This window comes from Nonomuraea sp. NPDC050202 (genome assembly GCF_040656115.1).
Lineage (GTDB): Bacteria > Actinomycetota > Actinomycetes > Streptosporangiales > Streptosporangiaceae > Nonomuraea.
In genome coordinates, this window is record NZ_JBFALF010000023.1 from 1 (window position 1) to 20,854 (window position 20,854).

The following is a 20,854-nucleotide window of genomic DNA, read 5'->3' on the forward strand; positions in this document are numbered from 1 at the left end:
CGGCGGGGCCGCACCACACCCACGTGACAGATGTCGCCGAGTTGACGGCGGCGTACCTGGTTCTCGCGCCGGAGCGCCAGCAGCTCAGCGTCTTTATGCAGATCAGCGCGGACCAGCACTGTCAGTAGGCCGGACAAGGCCCTCACCAACCGGTAGACCAGCGATGAGAACACCCTTGCGATGGTCGCAGCCGAGGCGCCGATCGACGATCCTGCGGATGTCCTCCGGCATCGGCACCGTGCCAGGGTCAGTCAGACCTGGCTGACCGCGCCCACAGTGACCAGCACGATCGTGGCCGCCAGCCATGCCCGGCCCCAGCGCTGGGTCAGCATCCCGGTGGTCACGTTGACAGCCGCGGCCATCACAACCGTTAGGGCGGCGGCGACACTCCGCTTCACCATCATCCCTCCCCGTCCCTGGACGGAAACGTGGCCGCCATGGGTGACGTGCCCCACGTTCTTCACCACCAGGTCACTTCCGGTTCCGGTGGACGATCTCCTTGTCGCCCTTGCCCGGATACGCCATGATGAGCAGCCGCTGCCCACTCTGCGCCTCGCCCTCCCAGGGGAACCAGGCGTAGTGCACGCGGATGCGGTAGTGCCCTTCGCGCTCGTTGAGGGCGAGGTTGGGCAGCTCGGTGCCGCTGAGGCTGTCGTAGAGCACGATCTCGCCGCCCGGGCTGTAGTAGCCGACCTCGACCACCTTGTCCCAGCCCTTGGTCTCGACGGGCGGCCGGCGGGTATAGGTCTCCAGGGTGACGCAGAGGTCGAAGTCGGGGTGGGTCATGACGGCCAGGACGCCGCGCGCGGAGGAGACCAGCCCGTTGCCGGCGTCCATGTCCGGCTCGGTCTCCTCCTCTCCTTCCCCCTCGTACGTCTGCAGCACCCCGTAGTCGGTCCACTGCGGCTCCTTCATCCGGATCGCCCGGGCCGGCTTGATGCGCGGGCGGTGGCGCGGCGTGGCGTCGCACATGGCTTGGGAGTCGGCCTGCATCGCCGCGATCTCCTGGTCCTGCTTGGCCTTCGCGGCCTGGACGATGGTGGTGGCGCTGGGACAGATGCCGGCCAGAGGATGGGTGAGGGATGCGCGGTCGATCTTCAGCCGGGCCAGCTCCCGTGGGTCGTTGCGGGTGTGGACGCCGCACAGGTGGCGCCCGTAGGCGAGCACGACCTGGTCGGGCGTGGTGTCGGGGAACGCGTGCAGGCCCTGTGCGCCGTAGTCGCCGCGCAGGGAGCACACGAACTTCTGCTCGGCCGTCAGCTCGCGCGGCTCCGCCTCGCCCGTGTCGATCTCCCACCACTTGGGCATCTCGCAGTCCGTGACGGGGCCGCGGGCCATGTCCGCTGCGGGCAGCAGGCACAGGGCCACGGCCGAGGCGAGCCCCGCCAGGAGGACGTGGTGGCGGACGCGGTGGGCGGGCGGGGCGGCGTACAGGAGGAGCAGGATGAGGCCGGAGGCGGTGAGCGCGAGGGCGTACCAGAGCGGGGAGATGCCGGGGGAGAGGAGTTGGGCGCTCTCGTAGGGGACGGTGGCGCCCTGCTCGACGTAGAGGCTTTCCGGGTAGAGCCACAGCTCCCCGAAGAAGGTGGAGTGCTCCGAAGTGAGCGCGCTCACGGCGCCGGCCCCGCCCAGCAGGAACAGGCTCAGCGTCGTAGCGCGCAGTAACGTGCGCGTCCGCCGCCGCACGGCGAGAAGGATCAGCACCGCCGGCGCGCCGACGCCGACGAGGAGGTCGAGCCCGAACCAGTACGCGGTGGCCTCCGATCCGGTGTACTCGCGTACCGCGTCGCTCAGTGCGTTCTTCGGTCCGAGCCAGAACGGCACCCCCTGCGCGAGGTTGACGGCCGCGGGGACCAGCGGGAGCACGATCGCCACGGCCGGCAGTGGCCACCACCTGGCGCGCGCCCGCACGGGCTCCGTCCGGGGCGCGAGAGGCTGGAGCGTGCCCAGGTCGTGCGCGGACCGCGCCCACCAGACCAGAGAGAAGACCGAAACCGCGCCCAGGAGCGAGGGCATCAGCAGCTTCCACGGCACCGCGTCCGAGCCGCCGAACGCCATGATCGAGACCGAGCCGGACGAGAGGAACGACAACAGGACCGCGATCACGCCGGCCCGTACCGTCGCGCCGCACCAGCGCGGATCCCGCGCCTGCGCCACCAGCAGCGACACCGGCCACACCGACCACAGGACGTCCAGCGCCCAGGTCCAGCTCTGCCCGGCGAAGAGGTAGTTGCCCGTCTGGTACGCGATGGTGGTGACCACGTTGTGCACCACGCTGAGCGTGCCGGTCACGAGCATGAGCACCCGCAGCCATCGGCGGGTGGTCGCCCGCAGCACGCGGAAGAACAGCCATATCACCGCGAGCTCGATCACATCGGCGACCAGCGACAGCCACCAGAGGTAGGGGATCGGCAGTTCCCAGGTCAGGACGTACACGACCATGGCGTAGAGAGCGACCCGCAGCAGTCGCGCCTCCCGGCCGTGCCGCGCCGGTTCCCCGCGCAGCCGCCCGCGCAACACCTCCCGATACGCCCACGCCTGCACCGCCGCGATCGGCACCAGCAGGGCGGGCAGCCACGGCCACGCCCCGATCTCGTCCGCCATGTATCCGTCCGGGTCCGCCACGACCCTCCACAGAGGGACGAGGTCTGCGGTGACCAGTCCGACGATGGCAAGGACGATCACGGCGGCCAGGTAGAGAGCCGCGAAGCCGGCGGCGAGCCGGCCGAAACGATGGCGGCGCATGAGGCACTCCGGGATGGGGGTGAGGAGGAAAGCGCCCAACCTTACTGATCCCCGGTCAAGTGGATCAAGCGCCGGCTCTCCTGGGCGGCTCTTGGCCTGTAGCTCGGGCGCGTGCGCCCGGCTGCCGGCGCTCTGGGCCTGCGACGCGCTCGGCGGGAACGCCTGATGGCCGCCGCGCCGCCGCCGGAAAGCACGAGCGTCCACTACGTCGAGATCCCGATCGACGACCGGCCCCTGGTCGCTCAGCGTCACTAACGCCGGATCCCGTACCGAATCTCTGCGGGCCTACTCGTGGCGGGATCCAGGTCGCGAGCGGCCGGAGCGCTCATGCTCGGCATGGCAGAGCCTGAGGTGTGCGGTCCCGGGCCGGCCTCAGGTTCCAGCCAAGGGGTGTGAGCGCTGCCGGAACGGGCCGCCCGTGGGGAGCAGCGAGCCGGGGCCCACGGCCCAGGACGCCCGCAACACGCCGCCCCTGCAGTTGATGTGCGCCGAGTTGCGCCGGACAATCCTGGATGTTTAGTATCCAGGTTATGCGGATGAGTGAGGGAGTGGAATGGGCCCTGCACTGCTGCCTGAACCTGACCTGGGTGGAGTCCGGGGAGGCGATGACAGCGGTCCAGCTGGCGGCGTTCTACGAGCTGCCGGCGGCGTACCTGAACAAGCAGCTTCAGGCGCTGTCGCGGGCGCAGATCCTCACTTCGACGCCCGGCCCCCGGGGCGGGTTCCGGCTGGCGCGCCCGCCGGAGCAGATCACGCTGCTCGACGTGGTGACGGCGATAGAGGGCCCGGGGGAGGTGTTCCGCTGCGAACAGGTGCTGCGCAAGGGTCCCGCCGGGCGGGAGGACGTCGACTACCGCAAGGCCTGCCTCATCTCGCAGTCGATGCGGCAGGCCGAGCTGGCCTGGCGCAGAGAGCTGGCCGGGCAGACCCTGGCAGACATCAAGGGACGGGTGGAGCGCCAGGCGCCCGGGACTCCCCACGCCACGCGCACCTGGTTCGCCAGGCGGCGCTGACCAAGTCCTAGGGCAGGCAGCTCACCCGTCCGCCATAATTCTGGATATCTAGTATCTAAGATAGTGAGAATGGAGAAGGTTCATGCGTATGAGCATTCGCAAGCCCGCCGCCGAAGGGATGAAGGCGATGTTGGCCCTGGAGGCGTACATCGGCGGCAGCCCGGTCCCGGAAACCACCCTCCACCTGCTGAAGCTGCGGGTCAGCCAGATCAACGGCTGCGGGTTCTGCGTCGATATGCACGCTCGTGAGGCCCGGCAGTCCGGCGTGTCCGACCAGCGCCTGTTCGGCGTCGCCGCATGGCGCGACACCCCGTTCTTCTCGGATGAGGAGCGAGCGGCCCTGGCGCTGGCCGAGGCGGCCACGCGTCTGGCCGACAACCCCGACGGCGTGCCCGACGCGGTCTGGGACGAGGTCGCCGACCACTACGACGAGGAGCAGCTGGCCGGGCTCGTCATGGCCATCGCCGCGATCAACGCGTGGAACCGGATCAACGTCACCCTGCGCAACGAGCCCGCCGCCTGATCGGCGGCTCCGCGATCCAGCCGGCTCAGGTGCCTCAGCGCCAGGTGCCTGGCCGGCCTCACGCCGTCGGCCTCTGTCCTCGGCCCGGCAGAAACAGGATCACGCGAAGATCGATTCATGCACCACCTCCGCGGACGTGACCCGCGCGCAGGTGACGTCCCGCGCCGGTTGTGTGCCCTCCTCGCATGGTGTCCGTTAGAGGAATCTCAACGAGACACCTCGCCACCGGACGGTGGCGAGGCGACCCGCGGGAACGTCGTCACTCCCACGACATGGGCGAACACGACTCCGGCCAGGTCATGGGGACCGGTCCCGGACAGACGCCGCTACCATGCCGATATGCTGCGTTTCGATCTTGATCGGCGGCTCAGGAGCGGGTTGACTCACCGAAAGACCGGGCTGGTGCTCGTCCTTGCCGGGGTCCTGCTCAGCGCCGGGTGTTCGAGCGGGCAAGCCGGTTCGCGGGGACCGTCTCCCCATCCGGCGCACTCCTCCGCCCCCGCCTCACCTTCTTCTTTTGCCTCCGCCTCGGCTCCCGCGCAGCTGCGCAAGTATCCCCGGGAGCAGTTGGCGTCCAAGCCGTGCCTGGCTCTCGACGAGCGCGACCTCGCGGCCCTTGGAATCAGCGGCCGGGGGAAACAGGAGCCCCGCAAGCATGGGGTGTCATGCACGTGGAAACTGGCGGGGCAGAACGTCAGCCTCGCACTGGATCTACCACTGTCCTATGCGAAGACGATGACCAAGAACGGGCGCGTCTCGCAGGTGCCGGTGGGACAGCACCAGGCTGTGCAGGCCGAGTTTCAGCGGATCTGCTTCATCTTCGTCGCGGTGGACGATGTCGATCAGTTGATCGGCACGACGACCATTCCGGACCGCGGGGTGTCACAGGACGGTACGTGTCCCGCGGGAGCGTCGGTCGCCGCTGCTGCCCTGACCCATATCCGTTGAAATCAGGAGGACACGATTGACTTCCTCCCTCTCATGAACGACCCCGCTGGGGATCCCCCATTGCGACCAGTGTGGTCATTATTGAGCTACCGGAACGACACTGATGGTGAGATCTTGGCGCTCGGGCGGGGGAGTCGGAGATGCTGGAGAAGCGGCATGGGCGACAGGCGCCCGAGTTGACCACCCAAGTGGTTGCAGAGCCTTTCCCCAATGGGCAGCCTGGCGGTGTGGCTGCGGGATGCGCTGGGCGAAGTGTTCTCGGACGAGTTGCTCGCCGAAGCGTTTCCCGCAGATGGTCGCCTGGCCATCTCGCCAGGTGCGTTGGCGAAGGAGAGGATCTTCGAGGCGGTGATGGAGGTGGCCGCTACTCGCGGACTGCTGGGCTCGCGCGGGCGGCAGCCCAATTTTCGCCTTAGGACCACGATGCCGATCCAACCCGAATGAGGCCGCTAACAGCGAGGTGAAGGCTATGCTGCTCTTCATAGCAGGAGCTCCCCTGTATTTTGCGATAGGAGGATTTGGTGTTGTCATCTTGCTCATCGGATGCACCGCCGAATCCTGGATAGACAACCCGTGGACCTTAGCGGCAGTCGCAGCCGGAATGATGGTTGTCGGCGCTCTAACCTTTATTTTGGCACGGATCGCACAACCATCGAGCAGGTGGACCCCCAGCGGCTTTCATGGATTCACAGCCGTTGTCATCAACATGCTTGTAACATTTATTGGTTTTGCTTTTATGGGGGCGACAGCTGTTGGCATCATGTCCACGCTTGCGCTATGTGCCATGGGTCAGATTGATTATGGATTTGGTTTTCTGGCCATCACGGCAGCAGGCTTCATTGTCGCCAGGACCCTTGAGGACGTCCTCCCATAAGAACCGCGCATGTTCAGCGCACAGCCAAGACACGTGGCATCGGCAGACCACCACCTCCTCCAGTAGTCGTGACGGCAGCGCGCGGCGAAGGGGAGGTTCTGCTCTGCTCCGGCCCGTGCGGCGGCGCTTCCGGCAATGCCCGCGCCCGACGAGGGATCAGCGATGAAGCCTGGGATGACCTGACGTATGACGGCACCCTCATCGTCCGCCGACCAAGTCGAGCGCTGGCGCCAAGCCACCCATGACGATCTTGCGGGCCACGGCCCGGCAGGGGAGGCGTCGGAGAGCTTATCCGTCAGAAATCGGGAAAGATCAGGTTCCGGACCGCCGTCCGCGTCATCCTTGGAGGGTGCAGACGACTGACCTCCTTCACTCCCTCTACGCCCGGCGCCTGCGCCGTCAGGTCATGGCGGGACCCCTGCCCCGCCACGTCGGCCTGATCATGGACGGCAACCGGCGCTGGGCCAAGCAGATGGGCATGGCCAACCCGAGCATGGGCCACAAGTACGGCGCCGACCACATCGAGCACGTGCTGACCTGGTGCGAAGGGCTCGGCATCCAGCACCTGACCGTGTTCCTCTGCTCGACGGAGAACCTCCAGCGCCGCGGCGACGAGGAGGTGGCCTTCCTGCTGAAGGTGATCGAGCAGATGGTCGCCGACCACTTCGACCGCCCCGACGCCCGCTGGCGGGTTCACGTGGCCGGGATGCTCGACATCCTGCCCGACACCACGGCCCGCGCGCTCAAGAGCGCCGTCGAGGCCACCCGCACCTGCGACACCGGCTTCCATCTGACCCTGGCCATCGGGTACGGCGGCCGCCAGGAAGTCATCGAGGCGCTGCGCGAGCTGCTGTACGAGCGGGCCGAGGCCGGGCAGTCCATGGTGGAGCTGGCCTCGTCCCTGACCGTGGACGACGTGGCCCGCCACCTGTACACGGCCGGGCAGCCGGACCCCGACCTGGTCATCAGGACCAGCGGCGAGCAGCGCATGTCGAACTTCCTGCTCTGGCAGTCCGCCTACTCCGAGCTGTACTTCTGCGAGGCGTACTGGCCGGCGTTCCGCGAGATCGACTTCCTGCGCGCGCTGCGCAGCTTCGCTGACCGGCAGCGGCGTTACGGGGGCTGACCGGCAGCCATGTGTCCGGAAGGTATGGGCGGGGCGCTGACCGGTGGCGGCGTTCCGGCAGCCGGCCGGGAGGTAAATCGGTTGCGGGCGGGACGGGGCGGCTGGTGAGGTGTCCCGGTGAATCATGCAGAGGTACTGGCCGCCTTCGATCGGGAGTCGCGGCGCGAGGCCGTGGCCGCCGGCCCGGACACCGAGATCGAGCGTGACGGCGACGTGGTGCGCCAGGTGGGGCCGGAGGACGGCTGGAGCGGTGTTCTCTGGTCCGGCCTGCGCGGCGACGGCCAGGACGCCGATGCCGCGATCGCCGCGCAGGTGCGGTACTTCGGCGCGCTCGGCCGCCCGTTCGAGTGGAAGCTGTACGGCCACGACCGGCCCGCCGACCTCGGCAGCCGCCTCCTGTCCGCCGGCTTCACCCCCGAACCCGCCGAGACGCTCATGGTGGCGCGGGCCGCCGGGATCCCCGACACTCCCGCCCCCGACGGGGTCCGCCTGGTACCGGTGACCGATCAGGCCGGCGTGGAGCTGGTGGCCGACGTGCACGACGCCGCCTTCGGCGCCGGGCGCGTACACATCAGGCAGGCCCTGCTCGCCCAGCTCGCCGCCGGCACCGTCGTCGCGGTCGTCGCCATGGCGGGCGACGTGCCGATCAGCGCCGCCCGCATGGACCTGCCCACCGGCACCCGGTTCGCGGGCCTGTGGGGCGGCGGCACCGTGCCGGAGTGGCGGGGGCGGGGCGTCTACCGGGCGCTGGTCGCCTACCGCGCCCGGGAGGCGGTGGCGCGCGGCTACGAGTACCTGCAGGTGGACGCCTCCGACCAGAGCCACCCCATCCTGCTGCGGCTGGGCTTCGCCGAGCTCACGACGACGACGCCGTACGTCCATCCTTGAGTACCCTTGACTGACTGCTTGTACCGTTTCCCGCTGAGCCCGAGGAGCACGTCACGAACCCCCGAGAGCTCGGCCTGCTGGCCGACTGTGAGAGTTGCTTCGGGCTGTGCTGCGTCGCGCTGCCGTTCTCGGCCTCGGCCGACTTCGCCGTGGACAAGGACGGCGGGCAGCCCTGCCACAACCTGCGCGACGACTTCCGCTGCTCGATCCACGCGCAGCTGCGGGAGCGCGGGTTTCCCGGGTGCACGGTGTTCGACTGCTTCGGGGCCGGGCAGAAGGTTTCGCAGGTCACGTACGAGGGACGAAGCTGGCGGGAGGCGCCGGACACGGCGCGGCAGATGTACGCGGTGTTCCCCGTCATGCGCCAGCTCCACGAGCTGCTGTGGTACCTCGCCGAGGCGTTGACCCTGGACGCCACGCGGTCGCTGCACGATACGCTGCGGCTCGCCCTGGCCGAGACCGAGCGGCTCACCAGGCAGAGCGCCGGCGTGCTGGAGAAGCTCGACGTGGCCGCCCACCGGGGTGAGGTGAACGGGCTGCTGCTGCGGGCGAGCGAGCTGGCGCGGGCCGGGTTGAACGGCAAGGAACGCAGGGGAGCCGACCTCATCGGCGCCCGGCTGAAGGGGGCCGGGCTGCGCGGTGCCAACCTGCGCGGGGCCTATCTCATCGGGGCCGACCTGCGGGGCGCCGATCTGCGGCAGGCGGACCTGATCGGAGCCGACCTGCGGGGCGCCGACCTGTCGGGGGCCGATCTCACGGGCTGTATCTTCCTGACCCAGGCGCAGGTCAACGCCGCCAGGGGCGACTCCGCCACCCGGCTGCCCGCCCGGCTGACCCGCCCTGCCCACTGGGCGCAGGGCGGCAACGGCAGCAATGGCGGCAACGGCGGCAACGGCGGCAACGGCGAGCGTCGCCCGGCTGGTGGCAAGCGTGCGGGCCGCCGCCCGCGCCGCCGCTGACGCCATCCCGCCGACCGGGCTGTACCGCCACGTCACCCTGTCAGGTCACCCCGGCGACGCCACCCCGCTTGGCACGCTTCACAGCGCGTCCGCCGTGTCCCCCAGGGATTCCAGCAGGTCGCGCAGCGTTTCGGCGAGGGCCGCGCGGCGGTCCTCCGGCAGTGCGGCCAGCACCCGGTGCTCCGTCTCGACGTGGTCGGGCAGCACGCGTTCGATCAGCGCGTACCCCTCCTCGGTGAGCGTCACGTGGACGACGCGCCCGTCCGACTCGCTGGGCGTGCGCGTCACCAGCCCGCGCGCCTCCAGGCGGTCGAGGCGCTGCGTCACCGCGCCCGAGGTGATCATGGAGGCGCGCATGAGCTCGGCGGGCGTCAGCCGGTGCGGCGGGTCGCTGCGGCGCAGCGTGGCCAGGACGTCGAACGAGGCCCTGTCCAGCTCGTGTGCGGCGAACGTCCGGCGTAGCTCCGCGTCGATCAGCCGGTGCAGGCGCGCCAGCCGCCCGATCACGCCCATCGGGGAGACATCCAGGTCAGGGCGCTGGTCGTGCCATTGCTTCAGGACGAGTTCGACATGATCGGCCACCGCCCCAGCCTACCGATGTCTTAGCGGTGAGGTAAATCACGCGACAGATTGCTTAGCGTTGAGATACTTTGCCTTAGTGCTAAGGAATCGAACAGGCCTCGTCCTCGTGACCGCGCTGACCCCCGCCATCTGGGGCACCACGTATCTCGTCACCACCGAGCTCCTCCCGCCCGGCCGTCCGCTCCTGGCCGCCGTGCTCCGGGCCCTGCCTGCCGGTCTGCTGCTGGTCGCCATCACCCGGTGCCTGCCGCGGGGGATCTGGTGGTGGCGGGCGCTGGTGCTGGGCGCGCTGAACATCGGCGTGTTCTTCGCGTTGTTGTTCGTGGGGGCGTACCGGCTGCCCGGAGGGGTGGCGGCGACCGTCGGCGCCATCCAGCCGCTGCTGGTCGCCCTGTTGTCGGCGGGGCTGCTCGGCGAGCGGCTCACCTGGCGCACCATGGTGGCCGCCGTGGCGGGCGTGGCCGGAGTCGGCCTGCTCGTGCTGCGTGCGGATGCGCGGCTGGACATGCTGGGCGTGGCCGCGGCGCTCGGCGGGGCCGCCGTCATGGCGGTCGGGGTCGTGCTGAGCAAGCGGTGGCAGTCGCCCGCGCCGCTGCTGGCCACCACCGGATGGCAGCTCGTCGCCGGCGGCGTGCTGCTGGTTCCCGTCGCGCTGGTCGTCGAAGGGGCGCCGCCGGCGACGTTGAGCGGGGCGAACGTCGCCGGGTACGCCTACCTCTCGCTCATCGGGGCGGCGCTCGCCTACGCCCTGTGGTTCAGGGGGCTGCGGGTGTTGTCGGCCACCAAGGTCACCTTCCTCGGGCTGCTCAGCCCCGTCGTGGCGACCGCGCTGGGGTGGATCGTGCTCGGCCAGGAGCTCACCGCCGCCCAGGCGTTCGGCGCGGTCGTCGTGCTGGCCGCGCTGGCCGCCGCCCAGCTCCAGCCCTCCCGGCCGCGCCCCGCCGCGCCGCGCGCGCCCCTCGATGAGCCCGAGCCGGCCGGACGGCGAGCTTGATCAACATGCGCGCAGCTCGATGGGGAACCGCGCGGTGGCGCGGCGGAGCGGCCACGCCACCGCGGGGCCGGGCTCAGTGCCCGCGGTTCGGGCGCTGGACGTACAGGCGGTTGCCCTCGGGGCCGGTCCACTCCATCCGCACCACGCCGGCCACGGCGGCGTCGCCGACGCGTGACGGGTCGGCCCAGTAGCCGAAGGCGGGGTTGCGGAAGAACGTCGCCCAGACCTTGCCGCTGTGGTCGACGAAGAGGTTGTTGTGACCCGCGCCGACGCCCGCGGTCCACCGCCTCGAGTACGGTCCCTCGAACGTGTCCGAGACGGCCACGACGGCGTCGTACTGGTACTGCACCCGGCCGGCGGCGGGCGGGTCGTAGGCGTAGCGCGTGCTGCCGTCGGCGTTGACCGACGACCGGTCCCACGCGGCGTGCAGCAGGTAGTACTTGCCGCCGTGCTTGAAGACGTAGGCGCCTTCGAGGTACGGCTCGGGCGTGTAGGGCGTCTGCTGGAACTTCGGCAGGTTCGTGGTCGGGACGATGTCCTCCATGTCGTCCCGGAACTTCGCGTACAGGTGGTTGTGCAGCACCAGCCACGCGTCGTCGCCCTCGGTGTAGAGGCTGCCGTCGATGTGGTGGTAGGCGCCGGGCTTGATCCAGTTGGGCCCGCCGATGAACGAGTCGCCGAACGGCTTGTCGTGGTTGCCCTCGACCAGCCGGTACGGTCCCTCCACCCCGCCCTCGCTCACCAGCATGAACGAGCCGACCTTCTGGGAGTGGTCGCCCATGCACGCCACGATGTACCACTTGCCGCGGAAGTAGTGCAGCTCCGGCGCCCACGCGTTGCCCCGCTTGCCGAACTGGCCCTCGTCGGTCCAGTACTCCTGCCACGGAGCCACGACCACCCGCCCCGGCCGGTTCTCCCCGGCGAACTCGGGCGACCACACCTTGCCCTTCTCGGCGTCCGGCCGGATGCGCGTGGTGTCGGCCAGCCGCCACGGGCCGCGCAGGGACCGGGCCGTCCAGACGAAGATGCCGTCGTTCCACGGGCCGGCCGCGGCGAGGCCGGGCGCGCGGGTGGTGCCCGTGGCGACGTAGAGGGGGCGGCCGCCCACGCGGAAGCAGTTGACGTAGGTGTCGCGGATCCAGACCCGGCCGAGCTCCTCGTCGCGGGGGCGCAGCTCCAGGGGGAGGACGAAGGAGTTGTCGTCACGCGGCCACAGGTCCTGGCGGGTGTCGGCGAGGCCGTAGGGCTCGAGTTCGGGCCAGTTCGCCGGGTAACGCCGCATCGACGCGGTCTCCGCCTGGGAGGCGACGGCAGCCGCCGGCGAAGTGCCCGCGGACGCCTGGGCCGCGGAGGCCGGCAACGCCGCCGCTCCCAGGAGGCCCGCCACGCCGGTCAGCAGGGATCGTCGGTCGACGTTCGACCCGTTGTCGGAACCAGTCATCAATTGTGTCCTTCCGCCTCGGCGCATGCCGAGCTCGCCCCATCCGGAGGGCCGGGTGCGGGGCCGCCGTTCGTGCGCAATGCGGAGAGTCTGCCCAAGACGCTCAAATTTCGTCAATAACCCGGAAGAAATCTTCTCCGGGCCTCGCGAGCAGGCCACGGACGCCAAAAGTGCAGGTCGGAGGGCCATGAACGGAAGTGTGAGAGTGTACCGTCCGTAACGTTCGCGTAACGGGCTTGTCGGAGCGGCCCGTCGCGCGGTTAGGTGGCGTCCGTGATCAGGCTCACTGCTCGGAGCGCTCGCCCGGCCCGCGGGGGAGTGGCATGACCATCACCGCGTACACCGTCACCGGCCCCGTCGCCGAGCACGGCGAGGGGCCCGTGTGGTCCGCCCGCTGGGGCGGGCTGCGGTGGGTGGACATGCTGGCGGGGGACGTGCTCGCGCTCGCCGCCGACGGCGCGGTGCGCCGCCGGCACGTCGGCGCGGTGGCCGCGGTCGTACGGCCGCGCGTCTCCGGCGGGTACGTCGTCGCGGCCGAGCGGGAGCTGCTGCTGGCCGGCTCCGACGACCTCGACGCCCCGCTGCGCTCGCTGGGCGAGGCGTGGAGCGAGCCCGGGATCCGCATGAACGAGGGCGGCTGCGACCCCGACGGCCGCTTCTACATCGGCAGCATGGCCTACGACGCCTCGCCGGGCCGCGGCTCGTTCTACGTGGCCGGGCCGGGAGGCGCGCTGCGGGTGGTGCTGCCCGAGGTGACGATCTCTAACGGGTTCTGCTTCAGCCCGGACGGGCGGCTGGCCTACTACGCCGACACCGCCACCGGGCGCGTGGACGTGCTCGACTACGACCCCGAGGAGGGGCTGAGCGGGCGGCGGCCGTTCGCCGTGGTGGACCCGGAGCGGGGCGCGCCCGACGGGCTGACGGTGGACGCCGAGGGCGGGGTGTGGGTGGCGATGTGGCAGGGCGGGGCCGTGCACAGGTACGACCCGGGCGGGCGGCTCGACGCCGTCGTCCGGCTGCCGGTGCGCAAGGTCACGGCGGTCACGTTCGGCGGCGAGGACCTCGACCGGCTGTTCATCACCACCTCGGCCCTCGGCGTGGACCGCGCGGAACAGCCGGAGGCGGGGGCGATCTTCTGCGCCGACCCGGGTGTCCGCGGCCTGCCGGTGCTGCCCACGACCCTCTGAGAGTGCGTTAAGCGAGCTGATGCCCCTTTCGTCGTTGCGGTTGGTTGGATGAGGTCTGGTGGTCGGTCAGCCGCCGTTCGGCCTACGGGCGCGGCTGGCGCGGACACCGGACCGCTCGTGAGCAGGTTCTCTGCGTATACCGCGACTGAGCTGGTCACGGTCGGCCCGGTGTCCGCGGCGGCGGGCTTCACGCCGTAGGGCTTTGCACGGACATCTACTGTCGAAGGTCCTGTCGAAGGTCGGTCGTCGCGGGACCGGCTGGGACGGCGGGGGTTCGAGGCCATGTCCAGGCGGAGCGCAGGATGAAGGACAGGAGCAGCACCTCGATTCCGATGGAGAGGCCGTAGAAGGGGGCCCAGTCCCAGGACTCCCCTGCCGCGTTGACCACCGAGTAGGGGATGTAGAGCGATGCCACGACGAGGTTCGTGGCGCGGTTCACCCGGGCGGGCAGCGTCATGGAGAGCATCACCATCAGGGCCGGGATCGACACGGACGCGAGCATCATGGTCAACAACGTCGGGCTGATGTCGAACTCAAAGACGACGCCAGCCAGGATGTTGTCGACGGTGCCAGGCTTGTAAAGGTGGAAGTAGTCGACGTAGATGTAGAGGAACATGAAGCTGGTCCATGCGGCGGCGAGCTTGACCTGCACGGGGACCGGCGGGTTGTCGAGCAGGTTCGGGGTTTTCGTCCGGATGGTCATCGGTTCTTCTTTCGAGAGGAGCGGTCCGTCCGCCGGAGTGGCGGCAGGTTGGGGCTACATACGCACGGGGTTGGGTCGTTCTCGTCGGTCCGGTCGTCAGACGGTGACGACGACCTTCCCTCGGGTGTGGCCGGCCGCGACGTAGCGGAGGGCGTCGGCTGCTTCGTCGACGTTGCGGGTGCTGCACACCCGTCTCCTCGGCGCCAAACGCCTTGGCGATCTGTACGGCGAAGGAGCCCACGCCGCCCGACGTGCCCGTGACCAGCACCGTCTGGCCCGGTCGAACGTTCGCGATCTTGCGCAATGCCTGCAACGCCGTCATGGCCGAGGTGGGCACCGCCGGCGCGTCCACGACCGGCAGGTTGGCGGGCACGGACGCGAGGTTGTCCGCCGGGACGCGGGCGTACTCCGCGAGCGTTCCAGCGGTGCTCTGGCCGAACATCTCGTCGCCGGGGCGGAGAGCGGTGACATCCTTCCCGACCGCTGCCGCCACGCCGGCGAGGTCCCTGCCAGGGATGCCGTGGCGCGGCCGGCGGAGCCTGAACGCCAGGCGCACCACGTACTGCTCACCGGTCATGACGGAGTAGTCGCCAGGATGTACCGAGGCCGCGCCCACCTGGACGAGCACATCGCCTCGACCGGGCAGCGGTAGCTCGACCTCGGACGACTCGAGCGCTGAGCGCGGGCCGTAGCGGTGCTGGACGGCGGCCCGCATCGTCGTCGCCCCGGCCGGACTCGCGCTCGGCACCAGGCGTGCTCCGGTATTCGATCGCTGTTCGATTCCCACCGAAGCCTCCTCACGTCCGAGCTGCGACTCGCGCAGGTTCGTACACCGTACTTCGTACGCCGTACTATGGTAGTACGCTGTACGAATGTCAAGCCGTTCGAGAGCGAGGAGACCCGTTGTCCGCGAGGGAACGACGCCAGGTCGCGTCAGATGCGGGGCTGAGCAAGAAGCGGGTGGTGGTCGAGGCGGTCCGGCTCGCCGACCGCGAGGGGGTCGACGGGCTCAGCATGCGCCGGCTGGCTAGCGTGCTCGGCGCGGGCGCGATGTCGCTCTACTACTACGTGGCGAACAAGGAGGAGTTGCTGGACGCCATGATCGACCTCGTGTTCGAGGAGATCGAGCTCCCGCCTGAAGAGACCGACTGGCAGTCAGCGATGCGACGTCGGGCGGTATCCGCCCGACAGGTTCTCGCACGCCACCCGTGGGCGATCGGCCTGATGGAGTCGCGGACATCGCCGGGGCCCGCGAACCTCCGCCACCGCGAAGCGGTCACCGCCTGCCTGCGGAGGGCCGGCTTCCCGGTCTTGATGGCGACGCACGCCAACTGGTTGCTCGACAGCTACGTCTACGGTTTCGCCCTGCAGGAAGCCAGCCTGCCGTTCGACACCGCCGATGAGTTCGCGGACATGGCCGAGGACGTCTTCCTGCCCCAGCTTCCTCCTGACGAGTTCCCCTACCTCAACGAGTCTGCCGCGGCGCTCGCCGCTGCCGGCTACGACCCGGCGGAGGAGTTCACCTTCGGCCTCGACCTCGTCCTAGCCGCCCTCGAGCCCCTGAGAGTGCCTACGTGAGCCTCCATCCGTGATGTCGTTATGTGATCGTGTGGATTTGTAGTGTTACCGCCAGTCTGCGGGTCCAGTTGTGCTGGGACGGCGCGGTGACTGAGCGCATGCCGTACCCGAGCGACTCAACCGACGCTCAGTAGGCGTTGATCGAACCGGTCCTCCCGGCATGGAAGGCCGCGCACCCCTCGGTCAGCGGCCACGAAGGCAACCATGCGCTGCGGGAGATCGTCAACGCGATCGGCTACCAGGGACGAACCGGCGTCCAATGGGACTATCTCCCGCACGATCTGCCGCCCAAGGGCGCGACGTACTACTACTTCGCCAAATGGCGCGACGACGGCACCGACAAGACGATCCATGACCTGCTGCGCTGGCACCTGCGCGAGAAGAAGGGCCGATCAGCCGACCCGAGCCTAGTCGTACTGGACACCCAAAGCGTCCACGTCGCGGTTGGCGTCCCCGCCACCACGACCGGCCGGGACGTCGCCAAGAAGGTGCCGGGACGCAAGCGAGGCCTGGCCGTAGACGTGCTGGGCCTGGTCATCGCGGTCGTCGTGCTCGCGGCCTCAGCCCACGAGAACACGGCCGGGATCGCCCTGCTGGACCAGGCCGCCGTCGTCACCGAGGGCAGCGTGACCAAAGCGCTGGTCGACCAAGGGTTCAAGAACAACACGGTCGTCGCCCATGGCGCCAGCCTGGGGATCGCCGTGGACATCGTCGAACGCAACCCCGCCGACAAAGGCTTCGTGCCCCAGCCAAAACGATGGGTCGTCGAGCAGACCTACGGAATCTTGATGTTCCACCGGTGCCTGATCCGCGACTACGAGCACCGTCCAGCCAGTTCTGAATCACGGGTGTATTGGCCGATGACGGACGTGATGTCCCGGCGCCCGACCTCCGCGACCCCGTCCTGGCGGTGGACATGACCAGGCCCGATACCCGCCCGCCCGATCCCGGAACCTGGCTTCTGGACCGCCTCGATACCCGCGAACAGGCCCTGACCCGCCAGATCGAGCAGACCCAGACCGACATCGACTCCCTGACCGACATCGACTCCCTGACCGCGCGGCTCAGTGAACTCAGCCAGGAGGCCGAGCATCTGCGGATCAGCCGCAAGACGCTCCTGTCCCTCGCTGAAGCGGACTTCGCTCCGGCCGAACCGGACGCGCCGCCGCTGGTCGGCTTCGATCATCCCGACTACCAGCAGATCCTCACCGTCTTCAGCGAGACCGGCGGCTCGCTGCGCGCCCGCGACCTGGCTCTGGCGATGGACCTGCCCCTGACGCCCAACGGCATCCAAAACGTCCGCGCCAAGCTCAAACGCCTGACCAGCCGCGGCATCCTCATCGAAACCGAGCCCGGCTTGTTCGGTTGGCGGGGGGCGACGTCCAGCACTCGCGGCGGACGGGAAGGGCCGTCCGCGGCGTCAGCCGGCTCCCGGCAACACCACGGCCCGCCGCACAGGCGGCCGACGGGCGGGACACCGGCGTGAACGTCGCCCATGGCTTGGACAGCGTTTGCCCGCCCGCCGGTTCCATCCGGCGCGGAACCCGATCCCGCGGTCGCGCCCGCCCAGGTCAGCGGGGCCCGTCCTGCGGTCGCAGCCCGCCGCGGTCAGGGGTGCCGGGCGGCCGCATGTCCGGCGCCGTAGCCCTCCGCGCGCACGACGATCCGGCCCGACCGCACCCGGAGCGCGACCTCCGTGTCGTCACCGGGCTCCGCCACCCCGGCCGCCGCCGCCAGCGCGCCGCTCTCGTCGTACACCACCCGCAGCCGCGGCCACGCAGGCCGCGGGAACGCCTGCCGCAGGCACGTGCTCACCTCGGCGATCACCAGCCGGGCCAGCGGCAGCAGCTCCTTGGGGGCGCCCGTCGCCACGACGGCGGTGACCTCGGCGTCCGCCGGCGCCGCGCGGACCGCGTCCTCGGCGGCCGAGAGCCGGTGCAGCCCGAGCACCGCCACCACGCCGTCGCGCTCCAGCCGCGCCGGCCCTCCGCCGACCGCGTCGATCGCCCCGGGCGGCGGCGACCAGGGCTCGGCCGTCTCCCGCACCCGGGGGAGCAGGGGCGCCGGCGCCCACCGGTCGCCCAGGTCGAGGCCGGCGAGCTGCTCGCACACCCGGATCACGTTGAACGGCTCCACGAACCCCGGCGCCGCGGCCGACAGCTGCGTGGCTCCCTGCAGGACCGTGAGCACCGACTCGGCCAGCCGCACCAGCCGCCCGTCCGGCTCCTGCGGCGGGCGCAGCCGCTCCATGGCCAGCCCGAGCAGGACCGCGTTGAGCTGCATGAGCTGCGCGTACGGCCGCCGCGTGACCTCGTCGGCGAGGATCTCGGGGATCAGGTGCATGCTCAGCCTGCTCGGCTGGCGCTCGTCCTCGGTGGCCAGCGGCAGCCGGGTCACCCAGGCGCGCGCCACCTCGCCGAGGGCCTCCCGCACGGTGAGCGCGGGTTCCTCCGGGGCGGTCACGGGCACGCGCTCGGCCAGGTCGGCCAGCACGGCGAAGTAGAGCGCCCGCTTGCCGGGGAAGTTCGAGTAGACCGCTCCGCGCGTGAGCTCGGCGCGGTCGGCGATGTCGTCGATCTTGGCTTCCCTGAACCCGCGCTCGGCGAACTCCGCTCTGGCCGCGGCCAGCACCTTCGCGCGATTGCGCTCCTGGGTCTCCGCTCTGGTGAGCCGGGCCAACCGTCCTCCTCGTTGCCGTCCGCTCCGCAGCCAAGATACCGTGAACATCCAGATGATGGGATCATTCGAAATGGGGACACGATGGATGTGCCGGAGATCGACCTGACCGACCCGGCGGTGCTGCACGACCCGTACACGGCGTACGCGCAGGTCAGGGAGCGGTCCGCGGTGGTGCGGCTGCTGGTGCCGGGGTTCGGCCCGTTCTGGGCCGTGACGCGGCACGAGGAGGCCAGGGCGATGCTGGCCGACCCGCGCATGCGGATCAACGAGTCCAGCTTCATGCGTCCCGACGTGCCCGAGCACTGCCTGCCGTACATGCGCACGATGTCGGAGACGAACGGGGCCGAGCACGCGCGCCTGCGCCGGCTGGTCGCGCCCGCGTTCACGCCGCGCAGGGCCGGCGAGTTCGGCGCGCGCATCGAGCGGATCGTCGAGGGGCTGCTGGACGAGCTGCCGGAGCGGGAGCCGGTGGACCTGCTGGAGCGCTTCGCCAAGCCGCTGCCGATCGACGTGATCTGCGAGCTGGTCGGCATCCCGCCCGCCGACCGCCCGCGCTGGCGGGAGTACGGCGCCGCCATCGCCGCCGGGCACGGCGAGCGGTTCGCGCGGTCCATCCCGGGGATCATCGGCGACGCCAGCTCCGCGATCGCCGCGGTCAAGGCGCGGCCCGGCGACGGCCTGCTGTCCGACCTGGCCCGGGTCGTGGAGGAGGACGGCGACCGGCTCTCCGACGACGAGCTGGTCACCATGGTGTGGCTGCTCGTCCTGGCCGGCCAGACCCCGGCCAACCTCATCGCGAACGCCGTCGCCATCCTGCTCGCCCATCCGGACCAGCTCGCCGCGCTGCGCGCCGACCCCGCTCTGCTGCCGCGCGCCGTGGAGGAGCTGGCGCGCTGGAGCCCGCCGCAGCCGATGACCGTGCCGCGTTTCCCCGCCGAGGACGTCGAGATCGGCGGCGTGACCGTCCCCGAGGGGCAGCCGGTCACGGTCTCCGTGGCCTCCGCCAACCGGGACCCGCGCGTGTTCGACGAGCCCGACAGGTTCGACATCACGCGGGAGCCGGGGCCGCACCTCGGGTTCGGCCACGGGCCGCACTTCTGCGTGGGCGCGTCGCTGGCCCGCGTGGAGACCGCCGTCGCGCTGGGGGCCCTGCTGCGCCGCTTCCCTGACCTGGCGCTCGCGGGGGAGGCGTCGTACCTGCCGGACCCGGGCACGAGGCGGCTGGCGTCCCTGCCCGTGACCCTGCGCCCGGCGGGCTGAGGCGGCGCGATGGCACGCACCGGAAGGGACGACCTGCCGCACTGCTCGTTCTGCGGCAGGAGCCAGAGCGAGGTACGCAGGCTCATCGCGGGCCCGCCCTCCGTCTGCATCTGCGACGAGTGCGTGGGCCAGTGCACCGAGCTCATGGCCGAGGAGCGCGCGGCGCGGAGCCCCGCGGCCGTGGAGCCGCCCAGGCCGCGCGAGATCCACGCCTTCCTCGACCAGTACGTGATCGGCCAGGACCAGGCCAAGCGCGCCCTGTCGGTGGCGGTCTACAACCACTACAAGCGCGTCCGCGCGCCCGACGCCGAGCTGGGCAAGTCGAACATCCTGCTGGCCGGCCCCACGGGAAGCGGCAAGACGCACCTGGTGCGGACGCTCGCCCGGCTGCTCGACGTGCCGTTCGCCGTGGCCGACGCCACCGCGCTCACCGAGGCCGGATACGTCGGCGAGGACGTCGAGACCATGCTGCTCGCGCTCGTCGAGGCGGCCGGCCACGACCTGGCCAGGGCCGGGACCGGCATCGTCTACATCGACGAGATCGACAAGATCGCCCGCAAGGGCGAGAACCCGTCGATCACCCGCGACGTCTCGGGCGAGGGCGTGCAGCAGGCGCTGCTGAAGATCCTGGAGGGCACGGTGGCCGGCGTGCCGCCGCAGGGCGGCAGGAAGCACCCCCATCAGGACCTCATCCAGCTCGACACGACGAACGTGCTGTTCATCGCGGGTGGCGCGTTCGCCGGCCTGGAGCAGATCGTCGAGCGGCGGGTGGCGCGGGGCGGCGCCGGCTTCGGCGCCGCCCCGCGGTCAGGACCCGACGACGACCTGCTGGCCCAGGTGATGCCGCAGGACCTCGTCCGGTACGGGTTCATCCCGGAGTTCGTCGGCAGGGTCCCCGTGGTGGCGACGCTGCGCCCGCCGGACCGCGAGGCGCTGATCCGCATCCTGACCGAGCCGCGCAACGCGCTGATCAAGCAGTACCGGCGGCTGCTGGAGCTCGACGGGGTCGAGCTGGAGTTCACGGACGGCGCCGTGGTCGCCGTCGCCGAGCAGGCGCTGCTGCGCCGCACCGGGGCCAGGGCGGTGCGCGCGATCATGGAGGAGGTGCTGCTCAACGTCATGTACGAGGTCCCGGGCCGCGACGACGTGGCCCGCGTCGTGATCACCCGCGAGACGGTGCTGGACCACGTCAACCCGACCCTGGTGCCCCGCGACCGCCCCCAGGGCCGGCACGGCCCCGAACGCCGGGAGAGATCCGCCTGAGCCTGCCCGGAAGAGCGGTCCGGCGCAGCCGGCTGGCGCGGCACCGGCCGGCTGCGCGAATGCCGGCCACCCGGACGGAACCGCCCCCGTC

At 70.6% G+C, this 20,854-nt stretch carries 21 protein-coding genes; 15 read left to right on the top strand and 6 right to left on the bottom strand.

Annotation, left to right across the window (positions count from 1 at the left end):
* Positions 1-251: 251 nt before the first annotated feature.
* Together AB0I79_RS41660 and AB0I79_RS41665 are read right to left on the bottom strand one after the other, a co-directional pair.
* Positions 252-467, bottom strand: a complete 216-nt coding sequence (locus AB0I79_RS41660) for a hypothetical protein (RefSeq protein WP_357885576.1) — start codon at positions 465-467, stop codon at positions 252-254.
* A 4-nt stretch (positions 468-471) separates the two neighbouring features.
* Positions 472-2,745, bottom strand: coding sequence for a hypothetical protein (locus AB0I79_RS41665; RefSeq protein ID WP_357885578.1), 2,274 nt, complete (start codon positions 2,743-2,745; stop codon positions 472-474).
* Positions 2,746-3,281: 536 nt separating this feature from the next.
* On the opposite strand from AB0I79_RS41665, the gene AB0I79_RS41670 reads away from it, so the two are divergent.
* From AB0I79_RS41670 to AB0I79_RS41705, 8 genes are all read left to right on the top strand, one after another.
* Entirely contained in the window at positions 3,282-3,758 is a 477-nt protein-coding gene (locus AB0I79_RS41670) for an Rrf2 family transcriptional regulator (RefSeq protein WP_357885580.1), read from the top strand.
* Positions 3,759-3,846: 88 nt separating this feature from the next.
* On the top strand, positions 3,847-4,281 hold the full coding sequence (locus tag AB0I79_RS41675) for a carboxymuconolactone decarboxylase family protein (protein ID WP_357885582.1): 435 nt from the start codon (positions 3,847-3,849) through the stop codon (positions 4,279-4,281).
* A 339-nt stretch (positions 4,282-4,620) separates the two neighbouring features.
* Complete coding sequence (locus tag AB0I79_RS41680; RefSeq protein ID WP_357885584.1) at positions 4,621-5,229, top strand: DUF3558 family protein; 609 nt, start codon at positions 4,621-4,623, stop codon at positions 5,227-5,229.
* Positions 5,230-5,439: 210 nt separating this feature from the next.
* Positions 5,440-5,673, top strand: coding sequence for a hypothetical protein (locus tag AB0I79_RS41685; protein WP_357885586.1), 234 nt, complete (start codon positions 5,440-5,442; stop codon positions 5,671-5,673).
* A 25-nt stretch (positions 5,674-5,698) separates the two neighbouring features.
* Positions 5,699-6,103 (top strand): hypothetical protein, encoded by a 405-nt coding sequence (locus AB0I79_RS41690; RefSeq protein WP_357885588.1) that lies wholly within the window; start codon positions 5,699-5,701, stop codon positions 6,101-6,103.
* Between the two features lie 349 nt (positions 6,104-6,452).
* Entirely contained in the window at positions 6,453-7,229 is a 777-nt protein-coding gene (uppS, locus tag AB0I79_RS41695) for a polyprenyl diphosphate synthase (protein WP_357885589.1), read from the top strand.
* Positions 7,230-7,346: 117 nt separating this feature from the next.
* A complete protein-coding gene (locus AB0I79_RS41700; RefSeq protein WP_357885591.1) occupies positions 7,347-8,117 on the top strand; it encodes a GNAT family N-acetyltransferase in 771 nt (256 codons plus the stop codon).
* A 74-nt stretch (positions 8,118-8,191) separates the two neighbouring features.
* The gene (locus tag AB0I79_RS41705; protein WP_357885903.1) at positions 8,192-9,076 is read left to right on the top strand and encodes a pentapeptide repeat-containing protein; all 885 of its coding nucleotides are present in this window, start codon (positions 8,192-8,194) and stop codon (positions 9,074-9,076) included.
* A 78-nt stretch (positions 9,077-9,154) separates the two neighbouring features.
* Here AB0I79_RS41705 and AB0I79_RS41710 read toward each other — a convergent pair whose 3' ends face one another.
* Complete coding sequence (locus tag AB0I79_RS41710) at positions 9,155-9,658, bottom strand: MarR family transcriptional regulator (protein ID WP_357885593.1); 504 nt, start codon at positions 9,656-9,658, stop codon at positions 9,155-9,157.
* 106 nt (positions 9,659-9,764) lie between these two features.
* Between AB0I79_RS41710 and AB0I79_RS41715 the strand changes: the two genes are divergently transcribed.
* Complete coding sequence (locus AB0I79_RS41715) at positions 9,765-10,652, top strand: EamA family transporter (RefSeq protein ID WP_357885595.1); 888 nt, start codon at positions 9,765-9,767, stop codon at positions 10,650-10,652.
* Between the two features lie 73 nt (positions 10,653-10,725).
* On the opposite strand, the gene AB0I79_RS41720 is transcribed toward AB0I79_RS41715, so the two are convergent.
* Positions 10,726-12,093, bottom strand: coding sequence for a family 43 glycosylhydrolase (locus tag AB0I79_RS41720; protein WP_357885597.1), 1,368 nt, complete (start codon positions 12,091-12,093; stop codon positions 10,726-10,728).
* Between the two features lie 323 nt (positions 12,094-12,416).
* On the opposite strand from AB0I79_RS41720, the gene AB0I79_RS41725 reads away from it, so the two are divergent.
* Complete coding sequence (locus tag AB0I79_RS41725; protein ID WP_357885599.1) at positions 12,417-13,280, top strand: SMP-30/gluconolactonase/LRE family protein; 864 nt, start codon at positions 12,417-12,419, stop codon at positions 13,278-13,280.
* A 214-nt stretch (positions 13,281-13,494) separates the two neighbouring features.
* Here AB0I79_RS41725 and AB0I79_RS41730 read toward each other — a convergent pair whose 3' ends face one another.
* Positions 13,495-13,983: a DUF6326 family protein gene (locus AB0I79_RS41730; protein ID WP_357885601.1), complete on the bottom strand. Its 489-nt coding sequence runs from the start codon at positions 13,981-13,983 to the stop codon at positions 13,495-13,497.
* 903 nt (positions 13,984-14,886) lie between these two features.
* On the opposite strand from AB0I79_RS41730, the gene AB0I79_RS41735 reads away from it, so the two are divergent.
* The 3 genes from AB0I79_RS41735 to AB0I79_RS41745 all read left to right on the top strand — a co-directional run bounded on the left by AB0I79_RS41735 (position 14,887) and on the right by AB0I79_RS41745 (position 17,047).
* Entirely contained in the window at positions 14,887-15,561 is a 675-nt protein-coding gene (locus AB0I79_RS41735) for a TetR/AcrR family transcriptional regulator C-terminal domain-containing protein (RefSeq protein ID WP_357885603.1), read from the top strand.
* Positions 15,562-15,698: 137 nt separating this feature from the next.
* On the top strand, positions 15,699-16,481 hold the full coding sequence (locus AB0I79_RS41740) for an IS5 family transposase (RefSeq protein ID WP_357885605.1): 783 nt from the start codon (positions 15,699-15,701) through the stop codon (positions 16,479-16,481).
* Positions 16,472-17,047 carry a hypothetical protein gene (locus tag AB0I79_RS41745; RefSeq protein WP_357885607.1) on the top strand — a complete coding sequence of 192 codons (576 nt, stop codon included), beginning with the start codon at positions 16,472-16,474 and terminating at the stop codon, positions 17,045-17,047. The genes AB0I79_RS41740 and AB0I79_RS41745 overlap by 10 nt, the downstream gene beginning before the upstream one ends.
* A 122-nt stretch (positions 17,048-17,169) precedes the next feature.
* On the opposite strand, the gene AB0I79_RS41750 is transcribed toward AB0I79_RS41745, so the two are convergent.
* The gene (locus AB0I79_RS41750; RefSeq protein ID WP_357885609.1) at positions 17,170-18,240 is read right to left on the bottom strand and encodes a TetR/AcrR family transcriptional regulator; all 1,071 of its coding nucleotides are present in this window, start codon (positions 18,238-18,240) and stop codon (positions 17,170-17,172) included.
* A gap of 81 nt (positions 18,241-18,321) precedes the next feature.
* Here AB0I79_RS41750 and AB0I79_RS41755 point away from each other — a divergent pair, with 81 nt between their 5' ends.
* Positions 18,322-19,500, top strand: a complete 1,179-nt coding sequence (locus AB0I79_RS41755) for a cytochrome P450 (protein ID WP_357885611.1) — start codon at positions 18,322-18,324, stop codon at positions 19,498-19,500.
* A 9-nt stretch (positions 19,501-19,509) separates the two neighbouring features.
* A complete protein-coding gene (gene clpX, locus AB0I79_RS41760) occupies positions 19,510-20,763 on the top strand; it encodes an ATP-dependent Clp protease ATP-binding subunit ClpX (RefSeq protein WP_357885613.1) in 1,254 nt (417 codons plus the stop codon).
* Positions 20,764-20,854 lie beyond the last annotated feature (91 nt).

Bases quoted from the DNA above. Each gene is read 5' to 3' on its own strand.
- clpX (WP_357885613.1), top strand. From the start codon at position 19,510: ATGGCACGCACCGGAAGGGACGACCTGCCGCACTGCTCGTTCTGCGGC.
- AB0I79_RS41720 (WP_357885597.1), bottom strand. From the start codon at position 12,093: ATGACTGGTTCCGACAACGGGTCGAACGTCGACCGACGATCCCTGCTG.
- AB0I79_RS41675 (WP_357885582.1), top strand. From the start codon at position 3,847: ATGAGCATTCGCAAGCCCGCCGCCGAAGGGATGAAGGCGATGTTGGCC.
- AB0I79_RS41755 (WP_357885611.1), top strand. From the start codon at position 18,322: ATGGATGTGCCGGAGATCGACCTGACCGACCCGGCGGTGCTGCACGAC.
- AB0I79_RS41725 (WP_357885599.1), top strand. From the start codon at position 12,417: ATGACCATCACCGCGTACACCGTCACCGGCCCCGTCGCCGAGCACGGC.
- AB0I79_RS41665 (WP_357885578.1), bottom strand. From the start codon at position 2,745: ATGCGCCGCCATCGTTTCGGCCGGCTCGCCGCCGGCTTCGCGGCTCTC.
- AB0I79_RS41690 (WP_357885588.1), top strand. From the start codon at position 5,699: ATGCTGCTCTTCATAGCAGGAGCTCCCCTGTATTTTGCGATAGGAGGA.
- AB0I79_RS41680 (WP_357885584.1), top strand. From the start codon at position 4,621: ATGCTGCGTTTCGATCTTGATCGGCGGCTCAGGAGCGGGTTGACTCAC.
- AB0I79_RS41730 (WP_357885601.1), bottom strand. From the start codon at position 13,983: ATGACCATCCGGACGAAAACCCCGAACCTGCTCGACAACCCGCCGGTC.
- AB0I79_RS41670 (WP_357885580.1), top strand. From the start codon at position 3,282: ATGAGTGAGGGAGTGGAATGGGCCCTGCACTGCTGCCTGAACCTGACC.
- AB0I79_RS41685 (WP_357885586.1), top strand. From the start codon at position 5,440: ATGGGCAGCCTGGCGGTGTGGCTGCGGGATGCGCTGGGCGAAGTGTTC.